Source organism: Salisediminibacterium halotolerans (genome assembly GCF_003814815.1).
GTDB classification, from domain to species: domain Bacteria; phylum Bacillota; class Bacilli; order Bacillales; family Salisediminibacteriaceae; genus Salisediminibacterium; species Salisediminibacterium halotolerans.
In genome coordinates, this window is the sequence record NZ_RKQQ01000002.1 from 525,756 (window position 1) to 549,417 (window position 23,662).

Sequence of the window (23,662 nt, forward strand, 5' to 3'; positions counted from 1 at the left end):
GCAAACGGTTGCGCAAATTGTGCAAAATTTTGAGGAGGGATACGATGAAACCTTATTTGAAAGAACATCCTTGGTCGATTATCGAAGACTCTTTTGACAAAAACTATCATCAAATTTCAGAAAGCATTTTCAGTATCGGGAACGGTCATATGGGGCAGCGGGCCAATTTTGAAGAGACTTATTCAGGAGAAAGTTTACAAGGCAGTTATATGGCCGGTGTCTATTATCCGGACAAAACCCGGGTCGGCTGGTGGAAAAACGGTTATCCTGAATATTTTGCAAAAGTGTTAAATGCTACAAACTGGATCGGTCTGTCCTTTAAGATTGACGGCGAAGAATTGGATTTAAATAAAGCAGATGTGAAATCATTTTACCGGGAACTGAACATGAAAGAAGGCTATTTAACGCGGAAATTCACAGCGGAACTTTCTGCGGGGAAAGTGGTCGAAGTTGAAGCAACAAGATTTGTCAGTATCGTCAACAAGGAAATCGGCGCGATTGAATACAAGCTGACGCCGGTGAATTTTTCCGCAACGGTGCAAGTCTGTTCTTATCTTGACGGTGATATTAAAAATGAAGATGCAAACTATGACGAAAAGTTTTGGGATCCAGTTCACGTAAGTGCTGAGGATGAGCGAACTTCAGTGACCGTAAAAACCAAAAAACTTGATTTTTACTACTGTGCGATGCAAGAAACCCACATTTATCAAGGGGACGAGCGCCAGACCGGTTCGGTTGTGAACAACGAAACAGAGAAGTATTCCGATGTAACGTTTGAACTTGAGCTGAATGAAAACACGCCGATGACGGTATATAAATATGCGGCTAATGTAACAAACAGGGACCATGACATTTCCGAGTTGGAAAAAGCCGCGGCACTTTCATTGGATCAAGCTGTTCAAAAAGGATTCACACAGTTAAAAACCGAACAATCTCAGCAGTGGGAGAAGAAGTGGCTTGACAGCGATATTGTCATCGAAGGCGATGTTTCTGCGCAGCAAGGGATCCGTTTTAATATTTTTCAGCTCAATCAAACGTACACAGGCGAAGATGAGCGGTTAAATATCGGTCCGAAAGGCTTTACAGGTGAAAAATACGGCGGCAGCACGTATTGGGACACTGAAGCCTATTGCTTGCCATTTTACTTAGCGACTTCCGAACAGAGAATCCCGCGAAATTTACTGATTTACCGGTATAATCATTTGGAAAAGGCAAAAGAAAACGCAGCAAAACTCGGGTTTTCCAAGGGCGCTCTTTATCCGATGGTAACGATGAACGGCGAAGAATCACACAATGAGTGGGAAATCACGTTTGAAGAGATTCATCGTAACGGCGCCATCGCGTATGCGATATACAACTATGTCAATTATACGGGAGACAAATCGTATCTCGGGGAATACGGGATCGAAGTTTTAACTGAAATTTCAAGATTTTGGGAAGACAGGGTTCATTACGTCGAACATAAAGGGTACGTTATGATCGGTGTTACAGGGCCGAATGAATATGAAAACAACGTACACAACAACTGGTATACAAATCGCATTGCAGCGTGGACATTGGAATATACCTTGAATGTTCTCGATTATTTAAAAGATTCTGATCCGGACCTTTATAAAAAATGGGTTGCTAAACTGGCTATTAAAGAAGAAGAAACCTCTAAATGGGCTGACATTATTCACCGTATGTATTATCCGTACGATGAACAGCGCGGCGTATTTTTGCAGCAGGATTTGTTTTTGGATAAAGAACTGATGCCTGTTGCGGAGCTGGATGACCGTCATCTGCCGATTAACCAAAACTGGTCATGGGATCGAATTCTCCGTTCCTGTTTTATAAAGCAAGCGGATGTATTGCAAGGGTTATACTTCTTAAATAATGAATTTGACATGGATACGAAAAAGCGAAACTTTGATTTTTACGAGCCGATGACCGTCCATGAATCGTCGCTTTCCCCGTGTGTCCATGCGATTTTAGCTTGTGAGCTCGGTTATAAAGAGAAAGCGTACGAAATGTACTTGCGGACAGCGCGGCTTGACTTGGATAATTATAATAACGATACGGAAGACGGTTGTCATATTACGAGTATGGCCGGTACTTGGATGTCAGTCGTGGAAGGTTTCGGCGGCATGAAAATCAAAAACGATCAGCTGATTCTTAATCCGTTCATTCCCGGAAACTGGACATCGTATTCGTTTAAAATTGTTTTTCGTCATGCGCGACTTCGTGTTCAAATCGATCAAAAACACATTGATGTTACAAATGAATCTGATGTCGCGGTCGATGCTGTGATTCACGGCGAACAGTTCAGGATCGAGGGAAAATCATCCGTTTCGTTAGATCACTGATTATAAAAGCAGTGTTCAGGCAGGTGAAACCTGTTCTGAACCTGCTTTTTTTAGTACGATGAATGAAGACTAACTAGTTTGGAGGGGAAGTTATGAAATATTCTTTGTTTTTGGCGGGAAACTGGCAAGAACCGAAACATTCAAAGCCGCTTTATTCGCCTTATTCCGGTGAGTGGATCGCTGATGTGCCTGATGCCGATGAGGAAGAAACAGCGGCTGCTGTCGATGCGGCGTGCCAAGCGGAAAAAACAGCCGCTTCCATACCGGCTCATGAACGGGCCGACATATTGCTGAAGGTCGCAAATTTGATTGAAGAAAATCGCGAAACATGTGCACGTCTGATCGCTTTGGAAGCAGCGAAGCCGATTAAAACGGCGCGAAAAGAAGTTGCCCGAACAATTATGACCTACCGATTTTCCTCTGAAGAAGCGCGCAGAATGCCGACGGAATTTATAAATATGGATGCCGCTCCCGGCGGTGAAGACAAAACGGGGTTTGTATTAAGAGAACCGGTCGGCACGGTCGGCGCGATTACGCCGTTTAATTTTCCGATGAATCTCGTTGCGCATAAAGTCGGACCTGCGATTGCTTCCGGCAACTGTGTTGTTTTAAAACCGGCTGAACAGACGCCGTTATCGGCATTTTTTATTGCTGAATTATTCAGCAAAGCCGGGGCGCCGGAAGGGATATTAAACGTCATTACAGGAGACGGAAAAATCGTCGGAAGAAAAATGGTGGAAGATGAACGCGTTAACATGATTACATTCACCGGGAGTAAACAGACCGGGCTCGATATCCGTTCAAGAGCCGGGTTGAAAAATGTTACGCTTGAACTCGGTTCAAATGCGGCAGCAGTGATCGGCGAAGATGCCGATATCGAACAGGCAGCGGAAAAACTGACAGCAGGAGCGTTTGCTTACCAAGGTCAATTATGCATCTCCGTTCAGCGTATATTTGTCCATAAATCGAAGTCCCGCGAACTGCAGCGGGCGATGAAAAAAAATGTTGAAACTTACACGCCCGGATCGCCTTTGGATGAAGCGGCTGATTTCTCCAAATTGATCAGCCCGCAAGAAACAAACCGGGTTAAAGCATGGATTGACCAAGCGGTAAAAGAGGGGGCGAAACTGATCACAGGCGGTGAAGTTGAAGACGGTATCCTGCAGCTGACACTGTTGAGAGAAACCGAAAGGAGTATGAATGTCCGCTGTGAAGAAGTGTTTGGACCGGTGGCTGTCATTGAAACATTTGAAACGTGGGAAGAGGCTGTCAGCCTCGTAAATGATTCGAAGTATGGTTTGCAGACCGGTGTCTTTACAAACCGGCTTGACGAAGCTTTGCAAGCAGCAAGGTCGATCGAATCCGGATCCGTGTTAATTAACGAAATACCTTCGTTCCGGCTTGATCATATACCTTACGGCGGAGTGAAAGACAGCGGCAACGGACGTGAAGGGGTGAAATATGCGATCGATGAAATGACCGAACGAAAATTAATATCGATTCAGGCATAAAACAATAAGGAAGATTCCATGAAAGAATCTTCCTTACGTAAATTTGCGAACGATCAGTTGTCGTCCATTGTCGATAAGTCGCCGGCCGGCTCATCAAGCTCCCAAGCTTTAAGCACCCGGCGCATAATTTTTCCGCTCCGCGTTTTCGGCAAGGTTTCTTTAAATTCAATTTCACGCGGAACGGAATGCGCTGAAAGCTCATTTTTAATATATGAGCGGATCTCCTCTTTTAATTCATCAGAATGTTCGTAGCCATCGCGCACCGCAATAAATGCTTTGATGATGTGGCCGCGCATTTCATCCGGTTTCCCAATTACGCCGGCTTCAGCAACGGACGGATGTTCTACAAGCTTGCTTTCAATTTCAAACGGACCGACCCGCTCGCCGGCGGTGACGATCACGTCATCGTTGCGTCCTTGGAACCAAAAGTACCCGTCTTCATCCCGAAATGCGGTGTCGCCGGAAATATACCAGCCGGGAATGGAGAAATATTCGTTGAACTTCGTTTCGTTCTTCCAAATTTTCCGCATTTGTGCCGGCCAGCCGGTTTGTACAGCAAGATTGCCCATCTCATTCGGAGGCAATTCCTTTCCCTGGTCGTCGATGATCGCAGCGTGCACGCCTGGAATCGGTTTGCCCATCGACCCCGGTTTAATCGGCTCGCTGGGATAATTGCAAATAAGCATCGCTCCCGTTTCGGTCATCCACCACGTGTCGTGAATGCGCAATCCGAATACCTCCCAGCCCCAGCGGACAACTTCGGGATTTAACGGTTCACCGACGCTTAAAATATGCCGGAGCGAACTGAGATCGTATTTTTCGATAATTTCTTTAGGAGCTGCCATCAGCATGCGAAAAGCTGTCGGGGCGGAATACCAAACGGTTACATGCTGTTTTTCGATCGTATGATACCAATCGTCCGGAGAAAATCTTCCGCCGCGGACAATGTTGGTAACGCCGTTTAGCCACGGTCCGAAAATGCCGTAAGATGTGCCGGTAACCCAGCCGGGGTCAGCGGTACACCAAAAAACATCGTCTTCGTCCAAGTCAAGCACCCATTTCGCGGTTTGATAATGTTGAATCATCGCATGATGGACATGGTAGACACCTTTTGGTTTGCCGGTTGAACCGGACGTATAATGCAAAATCATGCCGTCCTCCAAAGAGACCCATTCAATTGCGTCACCAGTCGTTGGAGACGCTTTCATTTCGTTAAAATACGAATAAAAAGGTCCATCTTGCGGAACTTGATCACCGACTAAAATAATTTTGTTCAAGTGCGGGAGATCGGTATACGGAATTCGCTCGAGCAGTTCCGGCGTTGTTACAATTGTTGAAGCTTCACTGTCTTCCAAACGGCTGCGAACAGCTTCGTTCATAAATGCTTCAAAAAGCGGTCCGGCGACAGCACCGGCTTTAATCGCTCCTAACAGTGAAATATACAGTTCGGGTGATCGGGGCATAAAAATAAAGACACGATCGCCTTTGGCTACCTCGAGCCGTCGAAACATATGAGCAGCTTGATTGGTTGCTCCTTTCAAATCGGCAAATGTGTAAGTCTCCTCGCGGGACGAATCTGCATAACGCAAAGCGGGGTGATCTCCGCGCCCGTCATCAACATGCCGGTCGATACATTCATAAGCCATGTTAACATTACCTGTTTCGTACCAAGAAAACACACTGTGAATATCATCCCAATGAAATGTTTCCTTCAATTGATCGTAATTTTTCAGCTGGGCATCGGATTGCTGCGGTTGTAAAATTTCTGACACGTACAACACCTCCATAGTTTCTAATATTGCTGTGATTTAAACCTTGCTTTCATGATATACGCAAAATTCGGAAATTTCAAACACTTGTGTGAGGTTTTTAATAGATCGTATACGGGAACTTAAATACAGTGTAGTTAATCGTTTTGGAAAGGAATGAAGTCACGTGGAAAGTATTCTCGCTGTATTAATATTTATCGCGATCGGGCTCGTTTTGCTCAGATTTGTCGGGGTTATTTTCAAGCTGGCGATAACTGTCGGGTTAATTCTCTTAATAATCTATGTCATCAACGAAGCTATCGCCGGATATGCCCTTCCTTTGTTACCGTTCATACGGTAATATTGTAAAGGGTTGCACAATTTTTCTTAGGAGGTTATCAGATGGGTTTTAGAACAGAAAAAGATACGCTCGGGAACATTCAAGTTCCGGAAGAAAAATGGTGGGGGGCGCAAACGCAGCGCAGTCTGCAAAATTTTGAAATCGGCACGGAAAAAATGCCGCAAGAAATTGTTGAAGCTTTTGCGATTTTAAAAGAAGCAGCCGCAGCAGCTAACGTCCGGTTAAATAATCTGGATGAAGTAAAAGGCGCGATGATCCAGCGGGTTTGTCAAGAAATTCGGGAAGGCGATACATACGAACATTTCCCGTTAGTTGTCTGGCAAACCGGAAGCGGAACGCAATCAAATATGAATATGAACGAGGTCGTCGCTCACCGAGCCAATCAGCATTTTGAAGCTGAAGGAATGGACACAAGAATTCATCCGAACGATGACGTTAACCGTTCGCAAAGCTCCAATGATACGTATCCGACTGCGATGCATATTGCTTCTTTCAAAGAAGTACAAAACCTCTTGCTCCCGGCGCTGAAACGTTTAAAGGATGTCATCGGAGCCAAATCCGAGGCTTTCGAAGATGTCATTAAAATCGGCCGCACGCACTTGCAAGATGCCACGCCGATTACACTGGGGCAAGAAATCAGCGGATGGGAACACATGCTGAAAAAGTCGGAGCAGATGATTGAACAATCAAGCGAACAGCTGCGCCAGCTGGCGATTGGCGGGACTGCGGTCGGCACCGGGATTAACGCTCATCCGTCGTTTGGTCAAATTTGCTGTGAAGAAATTTCCCGCATAACAGGAATTGAATTTTATTCTTCGGAAAATAAATACCATGCGTTAACAAGTCATGATGACACGGTCTATGTTCACGGAGCGATGAAAGCATTAGCTGCAGACTTAATGAAAATTGCCAATGATGTTCGCTGGCTTGCGAGCGGTCCGCGCTCTGGAATCGGCGAAATAACAATCCCGGCAAACGAACCGGGAAGTTCGATTATGCCGGGCAAAGTGAATCCGACACAATCCGAAGCATTAACGATGGTAGCCGCGCAAGTTATGGGCAATGATGCAGCCGTAGGTTTTGCGGCGAGTCAAGGCAATTTTGAATTAAACGTGTTCAAGCCGGTCATTGCATACAATTTCTTGCAGTCCACCCGTCTTCTCGGCGATGCGATGAACTCCTTTAACGATAATTGCGCGGTCGGCATCGAAGTGAACGAAGAGATTATTGCAAAGCATGTAAAAAATTCGCTCATGCTTGTGACGGCGTTAAATCCGTATATCGGCTATGAAAAAGCTGCCGACATTGCTAAAACAGCTTTTCAAAACAACTCAACACTGAAAGAAACCGCTGTTGAACTCGGTTATTTAACCGAAGAACAATTTGACGAGTACGTTGATTTAGAAAAGATGGTCCGCCCGACCGAATAACATTTTGACAGGAGAGGTACTTTATGAACGTGATTGATTTACATTGCGATGTGTTAATGAAATTGCAAGACGATCGGTCACGCTCGTTTCACGCCGATCAGGCGCTGGATGTCACGCTCCAGCGTCTTTTTTCCGGAAACGTCCGTGTCCAATTTTTTGCGATCTTTCTCGAACCGGACTGGCCGTCCGATATGATGTTTCAATATGCGCTTGAACAAGCAGACTTGTTTCATGAAAAAATCGTCAAAGCTGACGAACGAATCGTCCATATTACCGCATGGGAGCAAATCGACGCGTTGAAAGATGATGAAATCGGCGCTGTTTTAACGCTTGAAGGAGCAGAAGCTTTCGGCAATGATTTAATGAAACTGCGCACGCTGTTTCGGCTCGGTGTGATGTCTGTCGGGTTAACGTGGAACGAGGCCAATTTTTGCGCTGATGGAATAGGCGAGGCGCGGGGCGGCGGGTTAACGGGGCTCGGCAAAGAAGCCGTAAAGCTTAACAATGCAAACCGTGTATTGACGGACGTTTCCCATTTGTCGTATCAAGCTTTTTGGGATGTAATAGAGCTGGCGGATTACCCGGTTGCGACCCATTCGAATGCTTACGCTGTCTGCGGACACCGCCGCAACCTCGATGATTTTCAGATTGATGCGCTGATAAAAAAAGGCGGATGGATCGGGATTGTATTCAACCCGCCGTTTGTAACGGAAGAAAATCGTGCGGCAGAAATAAACGATGTCATCGCGCATATCGATCACATTTATGCGCGCGGAGGCGAAGATCATATCGCATTCGGTTCTGATTTTGACGGGATTTCATCGCATGTTTTCGGACTTGAACACCCGGGATGTTTTCCAAAGCTGGTTGAAGGCTTGCGTAAACGATACAGCGATGAAAAAATTGCGAAATTTGCCGATGCTAATGTCCGCTCGCTTTTACCGCACAAAAAAACGGAGAAACAGTAAAGTTAATTTGATTCTCCGTCTTCAGCATCTTCGTAATATCCGCATTTTAATAGACATTTGCGGATCAGTTTCGACTCGATTTCGTACGTGCCGTTCATTTCCGTGTGAACTTGTTCCCAAGCATCCAAAACAAGTGTGCCGCCGCAATCCGGACAGATTTTTTGAGTCATGATCATTCGTCCTTTCCAAAATACTTTTTCGCCGACAGTATAACAAATCGCCCGCGTTGTGACGAGCAAAAAGGAGGAGATATCATGCGTATAATCGAAGAAGCGCTTGCGCAAATAGGTATTGATGAAGAATTCGAAACGTATGAACGGTTAGGAGGCGGAGATATTAACGAAGCCTACCGGTTAAATACATCTGAGTGCAGCTATTTTCTGAAGTTGAAGAAAAAAGCGCCGGAAGCTTTTTTCGAAGCAGAAAAACAAGGCTTAGACGCATTAATCAATCAAGCCGGTGTACACGCGCCAAAACCGCTCGGGCTGTATCGTTCGGATTCATCCGGGTATGCCGGTTTGCTTTTGGAATGGATAGAGACAGATAAGACACCGGCGCGACAGGCTGATCTTGGTTATGAGACCGCCAAACTGCATCGAACAGGGGCGAGTTATTACGGCTATACGTCTGACACGTATATCGGCGAACTGCCGCAGCCGAACGGCGCTTTTTCTTCCTGGCTCGAGTATTACCGCGACAGAAGGATCGGCAAGCAAGCAGAACTTGCAAAACACCGGGGGCTCCTTCCGGTTAAACGAGCGGAAAGGTTAACGAAACTTCGCGAGCAAATGGACCGCTGGATTCCGGCTGAACCGCACCCGTCGCTTTTGCATGGTGATTTATGGGGCGGAAATTGGCTCGCCGGCCCCGGCGGACAGCCGTATTTTATTGATCCGTCCGTTTTATACGGCGACAGAGAACTTGATATCGCTTTTTCAAAACTTTTCGGCGGATTTTCTGCCGAATTTTACAGCGCGTATCAAGCTGATTTCCCGCTCGCATACAACTGGAAAGAAAGGGAACCGCTTTACCAGCTGTTTTATTTGCTCGTTCATTTAAATATGTTCGGCGAAGTGTACGGGAAAAGCGTCGATCGTATTCTAAAGCACTATATCGGCTGACATGCAAGCTGTTTATTTCTTTCCAATCTTTTAGCTGTGTTATAATCATGACAACAGTAAAAAGTTAACATGTAAAAGAGGTGGATCAAATGTCGGAAAAACAATTGAAAAAAGCTACTTTTGCCGGCGGCTGTTTTTGGTGTATGGTCAAACCGTTTGATGAACAGCCGGGCATACATGAAGTCGTCTCAGGATACACTGGCGGACACACGAAAAATCCGACGTACAAAGAAGTCTGTTCAGAAACCACCGGTCATTTGGAAGCTGTTGAAATCACCTATGATCCTGAGATTTTTCCGTATGAAAAACTGCTGACGCTTTTTTGGCAGCAGATCGATCCGACAGACCCCGGCGGTCAATTTCATGACCGCGGTGAATCTTATACAACAGCAATTTTTGTCCATGATGACGACCAGCGCCAAGCGGCGGAAAAATCAAAGCATGAACTTGAAGAAAGCGGCAAGTTTTCCAAGCCGATTGTAACGCCAATCAGAGAGGCGTCCGTCTTTTATCCGGCGGAGACTTATCATCAAGACTATTACAAAAAAAATCCGTTTCATTATAAAATGTATCAAAAAGGAAGCGGCCGAAAAGATTTTATTGAACGTTATTGGGGGGGTAACAGTGAATAACAAAAAAGAACTGAAGAATATTTTGACGCCGATGCAATACAAAGTAACGCAAGAAGACGGAACCGAGCCGCCGTTTGAAAATCCGCTTTGGGACTTTTTTGAGGACGGGTTGTATGTTGATATCGTCTCCGGCGAAGCGCTGTTCAGCTCGAAAGACAAATTTCATTCTGATTGCGGCTGGCCGAGTTTTATGCGGACAATTTCGGACGATGCGGTTACGGAGAAAACGGATCGGACAATGGGAATGCGAAGGACAGAAGTTCGCAGTAAACAAGCCGATTCCCACTTAGGTCATGTGTTTCCGGACGGACCTAAACCGACAGGCCTTAGATATTGTATTAATTCAGCGGCGATTCGATTTATTCCGAAAGAAGAGATGGAACAAGAAGGCTACGGTAAATGGCTTGAAAAAATCTAACGTCATAAATAAAAAACACCTCAAGAACGCCTTGAGGTGTTTTTTCATTACGGGCGAAGCCGGTTTAATGCAGCAGCCAGTTCATATTTGCGCGGCAGAGCTAAGTCGCCAGGGTGTTGATTTGTGAATACACCGAGGCTGTCCAGTCCGTTTTCTTCAACTTGTTCATAAAGGTCATCAATCGCGTTGATCATTGTCTTCGGGGTGTTGTTGTTTTTAGCAAGAAGTTTGATCATACGGGCGATCGCCTCTGTTTGACTCGGATCAACAAGCTGTTCAACATGCGAAAGAGAGATATTCGTTTTGCCGATCCGGATCGACTGCCGGCCTTTCGATTCAACTTTTTCTTTTTGATCGAACCATTTCTTTATTCGCTGTTTTGAAAAGGCGCGCGGCTCGGTAACAGTAAAGGCGCCGTCCGCTTCAAAGACACGCTGTGTCGCAAATTGTTTGGTGAGCGCTTTTGCTTCCGCGGTTTTATCTTCCGGCTCGTATTCATCCATCATAATGACATGATCAGCCGCTTCAAAATAATCACCGGAACCGCCTAAAACAAGAACAGTGGATATGCCGTGCGTGTCATACAAGCCGCGAACGCGGTCGATAAACGGTGTGATCGGCTCTTTGTCTTTTTTGACAAGTTTTTGCATCCGGGCATCTCTGATCATAAAGTTTGTTGCACTCGTATCTTCGTCAATTAACAGCATGCGGGTCCGCATTTCAATCGCCTCAACAATATTTGCCGCTTGCGAAGTGCTGCCGCTTGCATCCTCTGAAGAGAAGGCCAGTGTATCTTTACCGAAGGGCAAGTCGTTTATAAACGGAGAGATATTAACATCTGTGACGCTTCTGCCGTCTTCGGAACGAATCTTTACTGCCGACTCGTCACTTAAAACAAATTCACGGCCGTCGCCAGGTTCATGATTATAAACTCCCCGCTCAATCGCGTGAAGCAATGTGCTTTTTCCGTGATATCCGCCGCCGATTACGAGTGAAATGCCTTTAGGGATGCCCATGCCGCTGAGCGTCTTTCCGGAAGGCAGCTGCAGAGTTGTGCGGTAACTGTCCGGACTTTTAAAAGGCACAACGTTTTTTTCGGGCAAAGGTTTGTTGCTGATGCCGCTTTCTCGCGGCAAAACTGCACCGTCGGCGATAAATGAAATCAGCGATCGGTCCTTTATTTCGCGGCGGATAAACGTTTGATCATCAGCTAGCAGCAAGGCTTGTTTTAATGCTTCCCGGCTGTAAGTCACGATTGTTTTTTTTGCAACATCAGGGATGATTTCCGTTAACAGCTTTGCTGCTCCTTTCCCGAGCACAGAACGTCCTTTTGCCGGCAATCCGCAAGACAGCCGAAATTCAATCCCTGCCGAACTGATGTTGACTGCTGTGCGGTCAAGGACTTCCTGACCAGGCGCATCGATATAAATCATCCCGCTCTTTCCTGTGCCGCTGACCGGATTATCCGTTTTATGCGTCACCTGATGAAACGTTTTGGCAAAAAAATGCTTAAATGCCCGGCGCCGTTCAGGAGATTGAAATTGTTCAAGATGAAAATCGGTCCGGTGTAACGGGATAAAAACGCGCAATTTTGAAGGCGCGGCAAACGGGTCCCCTTGCACATAATCAACCGAGAGACGGAGAAGTTCGTTGTCGTAGTGCCCCTGAATCGATTTCAGCGATTTATACGATTTTCCGTCCATTTTGTTTAACATATCAGCTAATTGCTGCATTGAATTCAGCTCCTCCTTTTCTTCCAATCATTCTGCCTATAGATTGTGCCAAGCGGCAGGTGTCTTGTCAATTTTCAGCGCATGCTTTGTAACCAGATTGTAAACCGGTTTCCCTTGCGGGTTAAAATATAAACAGTGTACAATACTGGCGGGAGGGAGAAGGGATGAAAGAACTAGTACCTAAGTTTTCCATTTGGGGCTCTTTAAGCATCTTGTTTGTCAGTCCGCTTCTATCTGGATTCGAAGCAGAAAAAAATCAAGATGAGAGCATCCCGAATATAGACAGTGAAGCGCATATCCTTTATGATATCAACGCTGAACAAGTCTTGCATGAACATAACAGTGATGAAAAGATGTATCCGGCGAGCATCACAAAAATTGTTACCGCATTGGCGGCAATCGAACATACAGATAGCGACGAAACGGTTGAAGTCAGTCATAAAGCTGCGAACATCAACGGTTCCCGCGTGTATTTGCTTGAGGATGAAGAAATGTCTGCGGGGCAGCTCATTGAAGGCCTTATGATTGCATCCGGCAACGATACAGCGATTGCATTAGCAGAGCATATCTCGGGTTCAGTGGAACAATTCGCTGACAAAATGAACCGTTACTTAGAAGAAGACGTCGGTGTTGAAAATACACATATGACAAATCCGCATGGGCTTTATGATGAAGATCATTATACGACAGCAGCAGATATGGCAAAAATCAGTGAGTATGCGATGGAAAATGATGCCTTTCGTGAACTTGCTGAGACAGAAATGGTTGAATGGGAAAGTGAAGAGTGGGACACGAACTTGTTCAATCATCATGATCTCGTAAGGGAGTATGATGAAATCAAAGGAGTTAAAAACGGTTATACGCGAAAATCCGGAGCAACGCTGGCAACATTTGCCGAGCATGATAATCGGGAGCTGCTTACTGTCACCCTGAATGCGCCATCGGGTGATATCGCTCAAGAAGATACGAAAAATTTGTTCCGATACGGTTATAACATGTTTGACATTTCAGTACTTGACTTTTCAGACGAGCAGCCGATTTTAGGCTACGAAGACCCGGATGAGCTTGTCGTGGCAAAAAAAGAAAATGAAGATCTTGATTGGGAAATTAATTCAGATAGCGAATTGCTCGTATACGGCGAAGAACAGGGTCATATTACCAGCTATCCGCTGAAGTCTTATACCCCGATCAACACCGTTTCTTCGCTTAACCGCCCGTCTCCGGATGAATCGGCGCAAAGCGAGTCAGGATTTATCAAAACACTATTAGATCGGTTTGTGGCCACCGGTTATTACGGTTTTTAGACGATCAAGGATTGCTTAACGCAATCTTTTTTTTCGTGGTAAAATAAAAGTAACAGAAGTATCTCGGGGGGCTGTGACCGTGAAAAGGATGAAAACATTTATGCGTCAAATTATTTTTGTCGGCTCCTTAGTGACCGGTATATTTATTATAGCTGTTGCTGCCGCAATTTTTATTTGGCAAACAACCGAAGAAGGGCGTCTTCCTGCGAAAACAGCCGTCGTGTTACATGCGATAAATAATGATCTCGTTCCGCTCGATACAAATATCACCCCGCCGCGCATTGTTACTGGAGGCTCAAGCAGCGGACCTTCGCTGCTTCGTGAAGAAATCTATGTCCCTGTTCAGGGAGAGGCGCAAATTCCGATGCGCATGTACCGCCCTCAAGGAGAGGGGCCGTATCCGATTATCATGTATTACCACGGCGGAGCATTTATGGAAGGGTATGGAAATGTCGATACGCATGACAATATTATCCGCTCAATAGCTTCAAGAACGAACAGCATCGTTTTGGCGCCAAGTTATCGGTTAGCCCCTGATTATGAATACCCTGTTGCTGTTGAAGACAGTTACGCAGCGTTAAATTGGGCCTATGATCATGCAGAAAGTTTTAATGGTGATTCAAACCGGCTTTCAGTTGCCGGAGACAGCGCCGGGGGGAATATCGCTGCCATCATGGCATTGATGTCACGGGACCGTGATGGACCTCCTATTCAAGCTCAAGCCTTGCTGTATCCGTTAACAACTTTTTTAGATATGACTTTTGAATCAAGAGAAACTTATGACAGCGGATATTTTCTTCTTTCCCGTTCCGTCATGTACCGGGCGAGAGACGTTTATACGCCGAATGAATCAATGTGGTCAAGCCCCTATACATCTCCGTTAAACGCGGATGAATTATACGATTTACCGCCGGCGCTTGTTATTACGGCTGAATTTGATCCGTTGCGAGACGAGGGCGAAGCATATGCCAAAAGACTGGCAGATTATGAAAATTCAGTGCAAACGACGCGATACCGAGGGGTCATGCACGGCTTTATTTCCTTTTACGAAGTCATGCAAAGCGGGCGAGCCGGCATGCAAGAACTTTCATCGTTTTTAAACCGGGCCAACAGCGGACAATTACAATTAAAAGAAGGTTACCATTTACAAGTGCGCCAGCCTCCGCAAGGAATGAACCGTGTACGGGAACAAACCGAAGCCTTTGCAATAGCAGCTTATCTTCTCGGCCGAAGCAGCACCGATTTGTTCAGTGAATAATGGGGATTTTTCCAGGAAAGGATGGTTCCATTGCCGCAATCTACCTATCCGTGGCTGCTTAAGGCCGCCGGCGTTTTATTTATCTTATTTCCAACCGTCTATTTCGGATATTTTATTTATTTGTCCATTTATTGGGGAGCGGCGGACCGTCTTGTTCTGCTGTTTATTTCTGATGCGTTATTCTTTATACTGTATATTATTGGTGCAGGTCTTTTGCTGTTAAAATCTTGGAGCTGGTGGCTTCTAATCACCCTTTTTTTGCAATTTATTTTCGCGAAAATCATCAGTCTTGCCGTTAACGTCTGGATGATCCAGCCGGCCGGGCTGAGCCGGGAAATTGCCGCCGACCAAATAGCTGTAGAAGCGATTTATATTTTTTTCTTTGTAACAGTAATTGTGTTTTTTTCACTTTCCCCTATTAAAAGAACGCTCGGTGTGAATTTTCAGTTGAAACGTCATTTATGGCGCGTCGCTGCTGGAGCGCTCCTGCTTTATTTCATTCATTTGATCGTGATGGCCGGAGGGTTAGCCCTTTTTACACCTGGGAATTAACAGACTGATCGATTCACTAGCAAAGGAGTATCAATAATGTCGGAAAATATGAGCAAATATATGAATCAACAAGCAGTTAATTTACAAATTTCTGGTATACGTCAATTTTTTAACCGTGTTTCCGCATATCCGCAAGCTGTTCAATTGACATTGGGACAGCCGGATTTTCCAACACCGGATCATGTGAAAGAAGCAGCGGTAAGGGCGATCGAACAAAATGAGACGAGGTATACGCCTAACGCCGGTACACTTGAATTGCGGTCTGAAGCATCACGATTTGTTTTTGAGCGGTACGGGCTTGAATACGACGCAGAGGATGAAATCATTACAACCGTCGGAGCATCACAAGCCCTTGACGTTGCCCTCAGATCGATATTGAATCCGCTTGATGAAGTGATTATTCCTGCGCCGGTTTATCCGGCTTATGAGCCGATCATCCGGATGTGCGGCGCGGTGCCGGTTTTAATTGACACGAGCGGCAACGATTTTGTACTTAGTCCGGAGCTGGTTGAACAAAAGATGACTGATGCAACAAAAGCTGTTATTTTGCCTTATCCATCAAATCCGACCGGAGTCGTCTTAACAGACGATCAGCAGTCTGCCCTCGCGCGCTTCTTGACTGATAAGCCGATTTTTGTCGTTGCCGATGAAATCTATTCAGAATTGAATTACGGCCAAACCCATCAGTCGATTGCGTCGCATCCGGGTATGCGGGAAAAAACGATTGTAATTAACGGGTTAAGCAAATCGCACTCAATGACAGGCTGGCGGTTAGGCTTTTTGTTTGCGCCTCGCGAACTGGCTGGTCATATTTTGAAAGTTCACCAATACAATGTCAGCTGTGCAAGTTCAATTACCCAGTCGGCCGGGGTAGAAGCGCTGAAAAACGGCCGTGAAGATCCGGTGGTGATGAAAACAGAGTATAAAAAACGGCGCGATTTTGTATTGAAGCGGCTTGAGGAAATCGGGATTCCAGCTGTGCGTCCTGACGGAGCCTTTTATGTTTTTCCGGATATCAGCAAAGCTGAAATGACCTCTTACGATTTTGCCGTCAAGCTTTTAGAAGAAGAAGAACTCGCTGTCGTGCCCGGCGATGCATTCTCGTCATACGGTGAAGGATTCATCCGCTTGTCCTACGCTTACCACATGGACGAACTTGTCGAGGCAATGAACAGGTTAGAAAGATTTTGGCAAGCACTGGATACATAGCGCTGTGTTCAGTGCTTATTTGATGAATGTTGAAAAAGATGATTGATTTTTTGATGCACGGGAATGTGATGCACAGAAAGATTTTTTGCGCTGCTATAAAAACCTTCTCTTTAAGAATGTAAGCTATAGTGATAAAATACACATGGAAGCGCTTTACACTACATAAGTAGTAAAAAACATATCGATAATGCAAAGAAGGCAATGGAGGTAACTAGACATGGCTAAAAAGCAGTTGAAATTATCTAAAGGATGGTCGCAATTTCACGGTCCAAACCTCGGTTACATGCTCGAACAATACGAGCTCTTTGCGGAAAACCGGGAGAGCGTAGAACCGGAACTGCAAGAATTTTTTGACCGCTGGGGTCATTATGAAGACGGCGCATCCCAGCCGCAAAGTGCATCTGCGCCGGCGGATGAAACACTTTTGACTTCAGTAGAATCAGCTATGAATGCGCTCAGATTGGCTGAATCAATCCGGCGCAACGGACACTTGCTCGCTGATATTACCCCGTTTCAAATGGATCAACAGCAAGATGATCTGTTTACACTGGAAAAATTCCGGCTGTCAGAAGATCAGCTCAGAAGGATTCCTCCGAAAGAACTTTCCCCTTATTATCATGACGGGCTTAAAGACGGGCTGGAAGCGATCAATCATTTAAAGCGAACATATACCCAGCGGCTCGCATTTGAATTTAATCAAGTCCACGATATCGAAGAAAGGAAATGGCTTTTTCAACAAGTAGAATCCGGCGCATATATGCCAGAAATCACAGAATCTATTCAAACGGATATTCTTGAACGATTAAACCGGGCGGAAGGTTTCGAACATTTTATCCATAAAACCTTTAAAGGTCAAAAACGTTTTTCGATTGAAGGGTTGGATGCCATTGTCCCGATGCTTGATGAACTTGTCCGTGAATCTGTTGAAGACGGAGCGGAAAATTTATTTATCGGCATGGCCCACCGCGGCCGGCTGAACGTGCTCGCTCATGTTCTCGGCAAACCGTACGAACTGATTTTTTCTGAATTTCACGATGCGCCAAATAAAGAATTAGTTCCTTCCGAAGGATCTGTCGGCATAAACTACGGCTGGACTGGTGATGTAAAATATCACCTCGGTGCTGACCGAGAGATAAAAGAAAGTCATACCGATGCGACAATTACATTAGCGAATAATCCGAGTCATTTAGAGTTTGTGAACCCGGTGGTTGAAGGGCTCACCCGCGCTTCACAAGATGACAGAGAGTCGCTTGGCTACCCGGAACAGTCAGATGAAAAAGCTGTCCCGATTTTAATTCACGGGGATGCAGCGTTCCCGGGACAAGGGGTTGTAGCTGAGACGCTCAATCTGAGTCAGCTCAAAGGATATCGGACGGGCGGTTCGATTCACGTCATCGCAAATAACATGATCGGCTTTACAACAGTCAGTGACGACTCGAGGTCGACAAATTATGCCAGCGATTTAGCAAAAGGATATGAAATCCCGATTATTCACGTGAATGCTGATGATCCGGAGGCCTGTCTCGGAGCGATACATTTAGCCTATTTGTACCGCAAAAAGTTTTCGAAAGATATCGTCATCGATGTGATCGGTTATCGCCGTTACGGTCACAATGAAATGGACGAACCGCTGGCGACGCAGCCGACGATGTATCAAATTGTCCAGAACCATCCGACTGTCTTTCAGCTGTACGCGGATAAACTGCTGAAAAAAGGCATCATCACAGAAGAACGTATTGAAACAATGCGATCCGAGCTGTTGGCCAAATTAGACCGTCAGTTTGAAAAAATTAAATCACGCAAACGTGACTATATCGATGAAAAAATGGCTCCACCTGAGCCGGTTCAAAGCCGTCTGGAAGGGATTGAAACATCCGTTGAGCTGAACAAATTAAAACAGATCAACAAAGAGCTTCTGGATTTCCCGAATAGTTTTTATATTTTCCCGAAATTAGAAAAAATCCTTAACCGCCGAATAGATGCATTGGATGAACATGGATCAATCGATTGGGGCTTGGCGGAAACATTAGCGTTTGCCACCATTCTTTCTGACGGGATACCGATTCGATTAACAGGACAGGATTCCGAACGCGGAACTTTTTCACAAAGGCATCTTGTGCTTCATGATTATGAAACGAATAAAAAATATTCACCTTTACACGGGATTCAATCAGGCAAAGCCTCGTTTGCGATTCATAACAGTCCGCTGTCAGAAGCAGCCTGTCTCGGTTTTGAATATGGGTACAACGTACAGGCGCCTGAAACATTAACGATATGGGAAGCCCAATACGGAGATTTTGCCAATGGCGCACAAGTCATTCTTGATCAATTTATATCAAGCGGGCGAGCTAAATGGGGGCAAAAATCCGGGTTGGTGCTGCTGTTGCCTCACGGTTACGAAGGCCAAGGACCGGAGCATTCAAGTGCACGGCTGGAAAGATTTTTAACACTGGCTGCCGAAAACAATTGGCACGTCGCTAATTTAACTAAAGCAAGCCAATACTTTCATTTGCTCAGAAGACAGGCAAAATCGTTAAACACAGATGAGGTGCGCCCGCTCGTTGTAATGGCTCCAAAGAGTTTGCTGCGAAATGAACAAGTCGCCTCTTCAGCAAACGAGTTGGCTGAAGGCACGTTTGAACCGGTTTTGACGAATGCTGAACTCGGGAAAGAACCGGAAAAGGTTAAGCGCCTCGTTCTTTTATCCGGAAAAATCGGTGTCGAATTGGACGCTGAGATTTCTGAACAGCCTGAAAACAAGGAATGGCTCCAGCTCGTTAAAATCGAAGAACTGTATCCTTTTCCAGAAAAACAGCTCCAGTCGATCTTGGAGCGGTATCCAAATGTTTCGGAAATTGTCTGGCTCCAGGAAGAACCGCAAAATATGGGGCCGTGGAATTATATTTACCCGTATTTAGAAGGGCTTGCCGGAGAACGTCCGCTAAGGTTTATCGGACGCAGGCGCCGTTCAAGTCCCGCTGAAGGTGATCCGAAAGTCCATAAAAAAGATCAGGCCCGCATTCTGCGTGAAGCGATAAACGAATAAAGACGAAGGGAGCAAGTCAAACATGATCGATATTAAAGTACCAGAATTGGCAGAATCCGTTACAGAAGGAACCGTCGCAGAATGGTTGAAACAGCCGGGTGATTATGTTGAAAAAGGGGAAGACCTCGTTGAGCTGGAAACCGATAAAGTGAATGTGGAAGTTCCGGCAGAATCATCCGGCGTCTTAAAAACGCAACACTTTCATCCGGGAGATACAGTAAAAGTCGGCGATGTCATTGCTTCGCTCGATGAAACGGCTCAAGAAAGCAGCGGACCAGAAGCCGCTGACAGTGAAACAGAAGCAGCTCGCGATAAAGAACCGGCAGATGCTCCAGCTCAATCAGTTGAAAAAGCACCTGAGCAAGAAGAAACACCTGTCTCTCAAGCTGATAAAGACAGCCCCGCGGACCGAAGCGTTGCTTCACCGGCAGCACGTAAATATGCGCGGGAAAAAGGCATTGCTCTAAGCGAGATTGAACCGCGTGATCCGTTAGGCCGTATCCGTAAAGAGGATATCGATGAGCGTGCAGCGAAAGCGACGGCGAAAAAGCCGGCAGCTGAGGAAGAAGAAGACAGAGACGATCCGGCTAAACCGGTTGAGCGCATTCGTATGTCGCGGCGGCGGAAAACGATTGCGAATCGGCTCGTTGATGCCCAGCAAACAGCTGCCATGCTGACGACGTTTAATGAAGTTGATATGACAAATTTAATGGCTTTAAGAAATCGCTGGAAAGAAAAATTCCAAGAAGATCACGGCGTAAAACTCGGCTTTATGTCTTTCTTTACTAAGGCTGTCGTCGGCGCATTGAAAAAATACCCTTATGTCAATGCGGAGATTGACGGAGATGAAATTATCTTGAAGAAATACTACGATGTCAGTATCGCTGTTTCAACAGAAGACGGCCTTGTCGTACCGGTTGTTCGTGATGCAGATCGCCTTGATTTTGCGGGGATTGAGAATGAAGTCAACCGCTTGGCGCAAAAAGCACATGATAAAAAATTAGCGATCGAAGAGTTGCAGGGCGGTTCCTTTACAATTACAAACGGCGGAGTATTCGGTTCTCTATGGTCCACACCGATTTTAAATGCCCCGCAGGTCGGAATATTAGGCATGCATAAAACACAAATGCGTCCAGTTGCGATTGACAATGAAAATTTTGAAAACCGTCCGATGATGTATATTGCTTTATCGTACGATCACCGGATTATTGACGGGAAGGATGCTGTCGGATTCTTAGTGAAAGTAAAAGAACTGATCGAAAACCCAGAAGCTTTATTATTGGAAGGATAGCGACTTCAGTGCACTTGCCGTTAACGCAAGTGCACTTTTTGCACGGATTGGCCGGATGCAGATGATTACAGGTTCATTAAAAAAGGAAGTGGACAACGTTGCCAACAAATCAAACGATAATTATTGGTTCAGGAATGGCCGGATTACATGCCGGTGCTTTACTGCAAACAGAAGGAGTCCAGGTTACGTTATTAGAGGCTGCTGCCGAGTGGGGAGGATGTGCCGGGAAATTTCAGCGCGGAAAATTTCGTTTTCCTGTCGGCGCAACACTCGGGATCGGCTTTGAAGATAACGGCATTCATCGGCGTGTATTAAATTACTTAGGCGCAGATCTCTCGGTTATCTCGTTAAAACAGGCAATGACTGTTCGGATCGGCGGCGAAGATTTTCCTTATTTTACAAACCGGGAACAGTTTTTAGCGATGTGGGCCGAAAAGGAACCGGAAACTTTCCAGCGTATTGCTGCTTTTTTTGATGAAGCATGGCAAATAGCATCGGCGCTTAGAAAATACATGAGTCATTATGCTGTCCTTTTTCCGCGTGCGGCTTATGAATGGCAGGCATTGTTTAACGGTTTTAACATCCGTTCGCTGAAACTTGCGCCTTATATTAATAAAACGATGAAAACATTGGTCGATAAACACGGTTTGGCTGATACAGATTCATTCATCCATTTTATTAACGGCACGCTCTTAGACAGTATGCAAACCACTTACGAACACGTTCATTTGCTTTTAGGAGCGACGGCGCTCAACGTGTATCACGAAGGTGCTTATTACGTAGAAGGGGGTCTTTACCGTTTGGCTGAAGAGCTCGTAGAAAGCATTAAAATAAACGGGGGGACGGTGAAAAAACCAAGCCGTGTTGTTGCGGTTGCCCGCGGAAAAGAACGTCGCTGGAGCGTTAAAGATCATCGGGGACGACACTGGGAAGCAGACAACGTCGTTTTCAATACCGGTATAAATAATGCGGCTGATTTATTGCCGTCTGCGCACCGTGACAAGCTGTCGAAAAAATTTATCCGCCATTCTGTTCCTGAGAAGCAATGGGGGGCAGCGACGATGTACGCGGCTGTCAAAGAAAACGTCATCCCGCCGGACTCGGCTCTTTTTTACCAGGTTCTTGTCGATCCTGCACAGCCTGCTGAAGAGGGAAACCACTTCTTTGTTTCACTTTCTGCACATAAAGATTTGAAACGTGCACCCGAGGGGTTTCGTACAATTACTGTCTCCAGCCATATCCGAATTGAGAATTGGCAAAGTCAATACGCTTATGACGATAAAAAGGCAAAATTTATTGCCGCGGTAAAAAGAGAACTGGAGACGTTATTCCCAGGATTCAATCAGGCAGCCGTTCATTTCGAAAGCGGCGGGCCGGTTGCTTGGGAACGGTTTGTGTTAAGAAAATCAGGAACAGTAGGCGGGTTGCCGCAAACGAGAGAAAATGCCCTTTGGAATGCAGTCAGCCACAGGGAGATCGGCAGCGGCCTCTGGCTTTGCGGAGACACGGTTTACCCGGGAGCAGGCACGATCGGGGCTGCAAGTTCAGGTGTTCACGTTGCCCGTTCAATCAGCGGAAAAAAAATATTATAATCTCGTGCAAAGGAGACGTTATGAAGATGAACAAAGCAATTTTATTTGATTTGGACGGCACGCTTTTGCCGATGGATACTGAGAAGTTTGCGGAAACTTATGTGAAAAGTCTCGCAAAAAGTATGGCAAAGTACATTCATCCCGATGTTTTTGTTAAATCGCTTTGGGCGGGGACAAACGCGATGATTGAAAATAAAAATCCTCGAAAAAAGAATGAAGATGTATTTATTGATACATTTATTCCGGCTGCGGGAGTGGAAAAAGAAACGGTTTGGCCGGCTTTAAACGCGTATTATGAAGAAGAATTTCCGAAACTTTCGTATCTCACAAAACCCGATCGTTCGGCGCGTGATCTCGTGCTTGAAGCGAAAAACCAAGGTTATAAAATTGCCGTTGCGACAAACCCGCTTTTTCCTAAACGAGCAATCGAACATCGAATGGCATGGGCGGGGATTGATGACATACCTTTTGATTTTATAACATATTACGAGAACAGTTATTTTACAAAACCGCATGTTGAATATTATCAAGATGTCAGTTCCTCGCTTAATCTTGCCCCCGTTGAGTGCATCATGGCGGGCAACGATGCCCAAGAAGATCTGGCAGCTTCCACAGCGGGAATGAAAACCTTTTTTGTCACCGGTCATGAGATTGATCGCGGTGAGGGCGGATACTATGCTGATGACCGCGGTACACTGCGCGAATTATATGAAAAACTCCGGGATAAAGAGGGAATTTTTTCAGATTGCTGAATAAGCATTCGCTTGCACCTGAATACCTCAATGGGTATAATGGGCGTTACAGGAGGGAATACAATGAATCAGCAAAACAAGTCTTGCCAAACAGAAGGACAATGAAGTGTTAAACAACCATCATCCGGCTCAAACAAAAAGCGTTTCGTTCCGCCTGTTTGACCGGGCATGTGGCTATGGGGCCTGGCAGGTCTCTACATTTTAATCACTTATTTATTTTAACGATTAAGCGATCACAACGAAAAGGGCCGGTACATAAAAGTACCGGCCTCAGACTGTAGACAAACTATATTTTTATGTCAGCCATGAATCCACTACCCTCCGCTTGCCCCGGGCAAGGACTCAGCTAGTATTCGGCGGCCCGAGACCGCCGAATCCGGATCTTCGTCTC

18 protein-coding genes are annotated in these 23,662 nt (G+C 45.7%); 15 read left to right on the forward strand and 3 right to left on the reverse strand.

Annotation, left to right across the window (positions count from 1 at the left end; all coding sequences use genetic code 11):
• Positions 1-44 precede the first annotated feature (44 nt).
• Together EDD67_RS05605 and EDD67_RS05610 are read left to right on the forward strand one after the other, a co-directional pair.
• On the forward strand, positions 45-2,345 hold the full coding sequence (locus EDD67_RS05605) for a glycoside hydrolase family 65 protein (protein ID WP_121438777.1): 2,301 nt from the start codon (positions 45-47) through the stop codon (positions 2,343-2,345).
• Positions 2,346-2,437: 92 nt separating this feature from the next.
• Entirely contained in the window at positions 2,438-3,856 is a 1,419-nt protein-coding gene (locus tag EDD67_RS05610; protein WP_121438776.1) for an aldehyde dehydrogenase family protein, read from the forward strand.
• 53 nt (positions 3,857-3,909) lie between these two features.
• On the opposite strand, the gene acsA is transcribed toward EDD67_RS05610, so the two are convergent.
• Positions 3,910-5,628 (reverse strand): acetate--CoA ligase, encoded by a 1,719-nt coding sequence (gene acsA / locus EDD67_RS05615; protein ID WP_242005912.1) that lies wholly within the window; start codon positions 5,626-5,628, stop codon positions 3,910-3,912.
• A gap of 378 nt (positions 5,629-6,006) precedes the next feature.
• On the opposite strand from acsA, the gene fumC reads away from it, so the two are divergent.
• Both fumC and EDD67_RS05625 read left to right on the forward strand, forming a co-directional pair.
• On the forward strand, positions 6,007-7,395 hold the full coding sequence (fumC, locus tag EDD67_RS05620; protein WP_121438774.1) for a class II fumarate hydratase: 1,389 nt from the start codon (positions 6,007-6,009) through the stop codon (positions 7,393-7,395).
• A 23-nt stretch (positions 7,396-7,418) separates the two neighbouring features.
• Positions 7,419-8,363 carry a dipeptidase gene (locus EDD67_RS05625; protein ID WP_121438773.1) on the forward strand — a complete coding sequence of 315 codons (945 nt, stop codon included), beginning with the start codon at positions 7,419-7,421 and terminating at the stop codon, positions 8,361-8,363.
• Positions 8,364-8,365: 2 nt separating this feature from the next.
• Here the strand turns inward: EDD67_RS05625 and EDD67_RS13860 are convergent, their stop codons facing one another.
• A complete protein-coding gene (locus EDD67_RS13860; protein WP_154718733.1) occupies positions 8,366-8,533 on the reverse strand; it encodes a hypothetical protein in 168 nt (55 codons plus the stop codon).
• An 84-nt stretch (positions 8,534-8,617) separates the two neighbouring features.
• On the opposite strand from EDD67_RS13860, the gene EDD67_RS05630 reads away from it, so the two are divergent.
• The 3 genes from EDD67_RS05630 to msrB all read left to right on the forward strand — a co-directional run bounded on the left by EDD67_RS05630 (position 8,618) and on the right by msrB (position 10,534).
• A complete protein-coding gene (locus EDD67_RS05630; protein WP_242005911.1) occupies positions 8,618-9,484 on the forward strand; it encodes a fructosamine kinase family protein in 867 nt (288 codons plus the stop codon).
• An 89-nt stretch (positions 9,485-9,573) separates the two neighbouring features.
• Entirely contained in the window at positions 9,574-10,116 is a 543-nt protein-coding gene (gene msrA, locus EDD67_RS05635; RefSeq protein ID WP_121438772.1) for a peptide-methionine (S)-S-oxide reductase MsrA, read from the forward strand.
• Positions 10,117-10,147: 31 nt separating this feature from the next.
• Positions 10,148-10,534 (forward strand): peptide-methionine (R)-S-oxide reductase MsrB, encoded by a 387-nt coding sequence (msrB, locus tag EDD67_RS05640; protein ID WP_186805969.1) that lies wholly within the window; start codon positions 10,148-10,150, stop codon positions 10,532-10,534.
• 47 nt (positions 10,535-10,581) lie between these two features.
• On the opposite strand, the gene EDD67_RS05645 is transcribed toward msrB, so the two are convergent.
• Positions 10,582-12,267 (reverse strand): ABC-ATPase domain-containing protein, encoded by a 1,686-nt coding sequence (locus EDD67_RS05645; protein ID WP_121438770.1) that lies wholly within the window; start codon positions 12,265-12,267, stop codon positions 10,582-10,584.
• Between the two features lie 164 nt (positions 12,268-12,431).
• On the opposite strand from EDD67_RS05645, the gene EDD67_RS05650 reads away from it, so the two are divergent.
• From EDD67_RS05650 to EDD67_RS05685, 8 genes are all read left to right on the forward strand, one after another.
• Positions 12,432-13,571: a D-alanyl-D-alanine carboxypeptidase family protein gene (locus EDD67_RS05650; RefSeq protein WP_121438769.1), complete on the forward strand. Its 1,140-nt coding sequence runs from the start codon at positions 12,432-12,434 to the stop codon at positions 13,569-13,571.
• 100 nt (positions 13,572-13,671) lie between these two features.
• A complete protein-coding gene (locus tag EDD67_RS05655; protein ID WP_242005910.1) occupies positions 13,672-14,829 on the forward strand; it encodes an alpha/beta hydrolase in 1,158 nt (385 codons plus the stop codon).
• Between the two features lie 30 nt (positions 14,830-14,859).
• Positions 14,860-15,381 (forward strand): hypothetical protein, encoded by a 522-nt coding sequence (locus tag EDD67_RS05660; RefSeq protein ID WP_121438768.1) that lies wholly within the window; start codon positions 14,860-14,862, stop codon positions 15,379-15,381.
• 48 nt (positions 15,382-15,429) lie between these two features.
• A complete protein-coding gene (locus EDD67_RS05665; protein ID WP_177169772.1) occupies positions 15,430-16,590 on the forward strand; it encodes an aminotransferase A in 1,161 nt (386 codons plus the stop codon).
• A gap of 217 nt (positions 16,591-16,807) precedes the next feature.
• Entirely contained in the window at positions 16,808-19,636 is a 2,829-nt protein-coding gene (locus EDD67_RS05670) for a 2-oxoglutarate dehydrogenase E1 component (protein WP_121438767.1), read from the forward strand.
• 22 nt (positions 19,637-19,658) lie between these two features.
• The gene (odhB, locus tag EDD67_RS05675) at positions 19,659-20,927 is read left to right on the forward strand and encodes a 2-oxoglutarate dehydrogenase complex dihydrolipoyllysine-residue succinyltransferase (RefSeq protein ID WP_121438766.1); all 1,269 of its coding nucleotides are present in this window, start codon (positions 19,659-19,661) and stop codon (positions 20,925-20,927) included.
• 98 nt (positions 20,928-21,025) lie between these two features.
• Complete coding sequence (locus tag EDD67_RS05680; protein ID WP_121438765.1) at positions 21,026-22,519, forward strand: phytoene desaturase family protein; 1,494 nt, start codon at positions 21,026-21,028, stop codon at positions 22,517-22,519.
• A gap of 26 nt (positions 22,520-22,545) precedes the next feature.
• Positions 22,546-23,271 (forward strand): HAD family hydrolase, encoded by a 726-nt coding sequence (locus tag EDD67_RS05685; protein ID WP_121438764.1) that lies wholly within the window; start codon positions 22,546-22,548, stop codon positions 23,269-23,271.
• Positions 23,272-23,662: the final 391 nt, after the last annotated feature.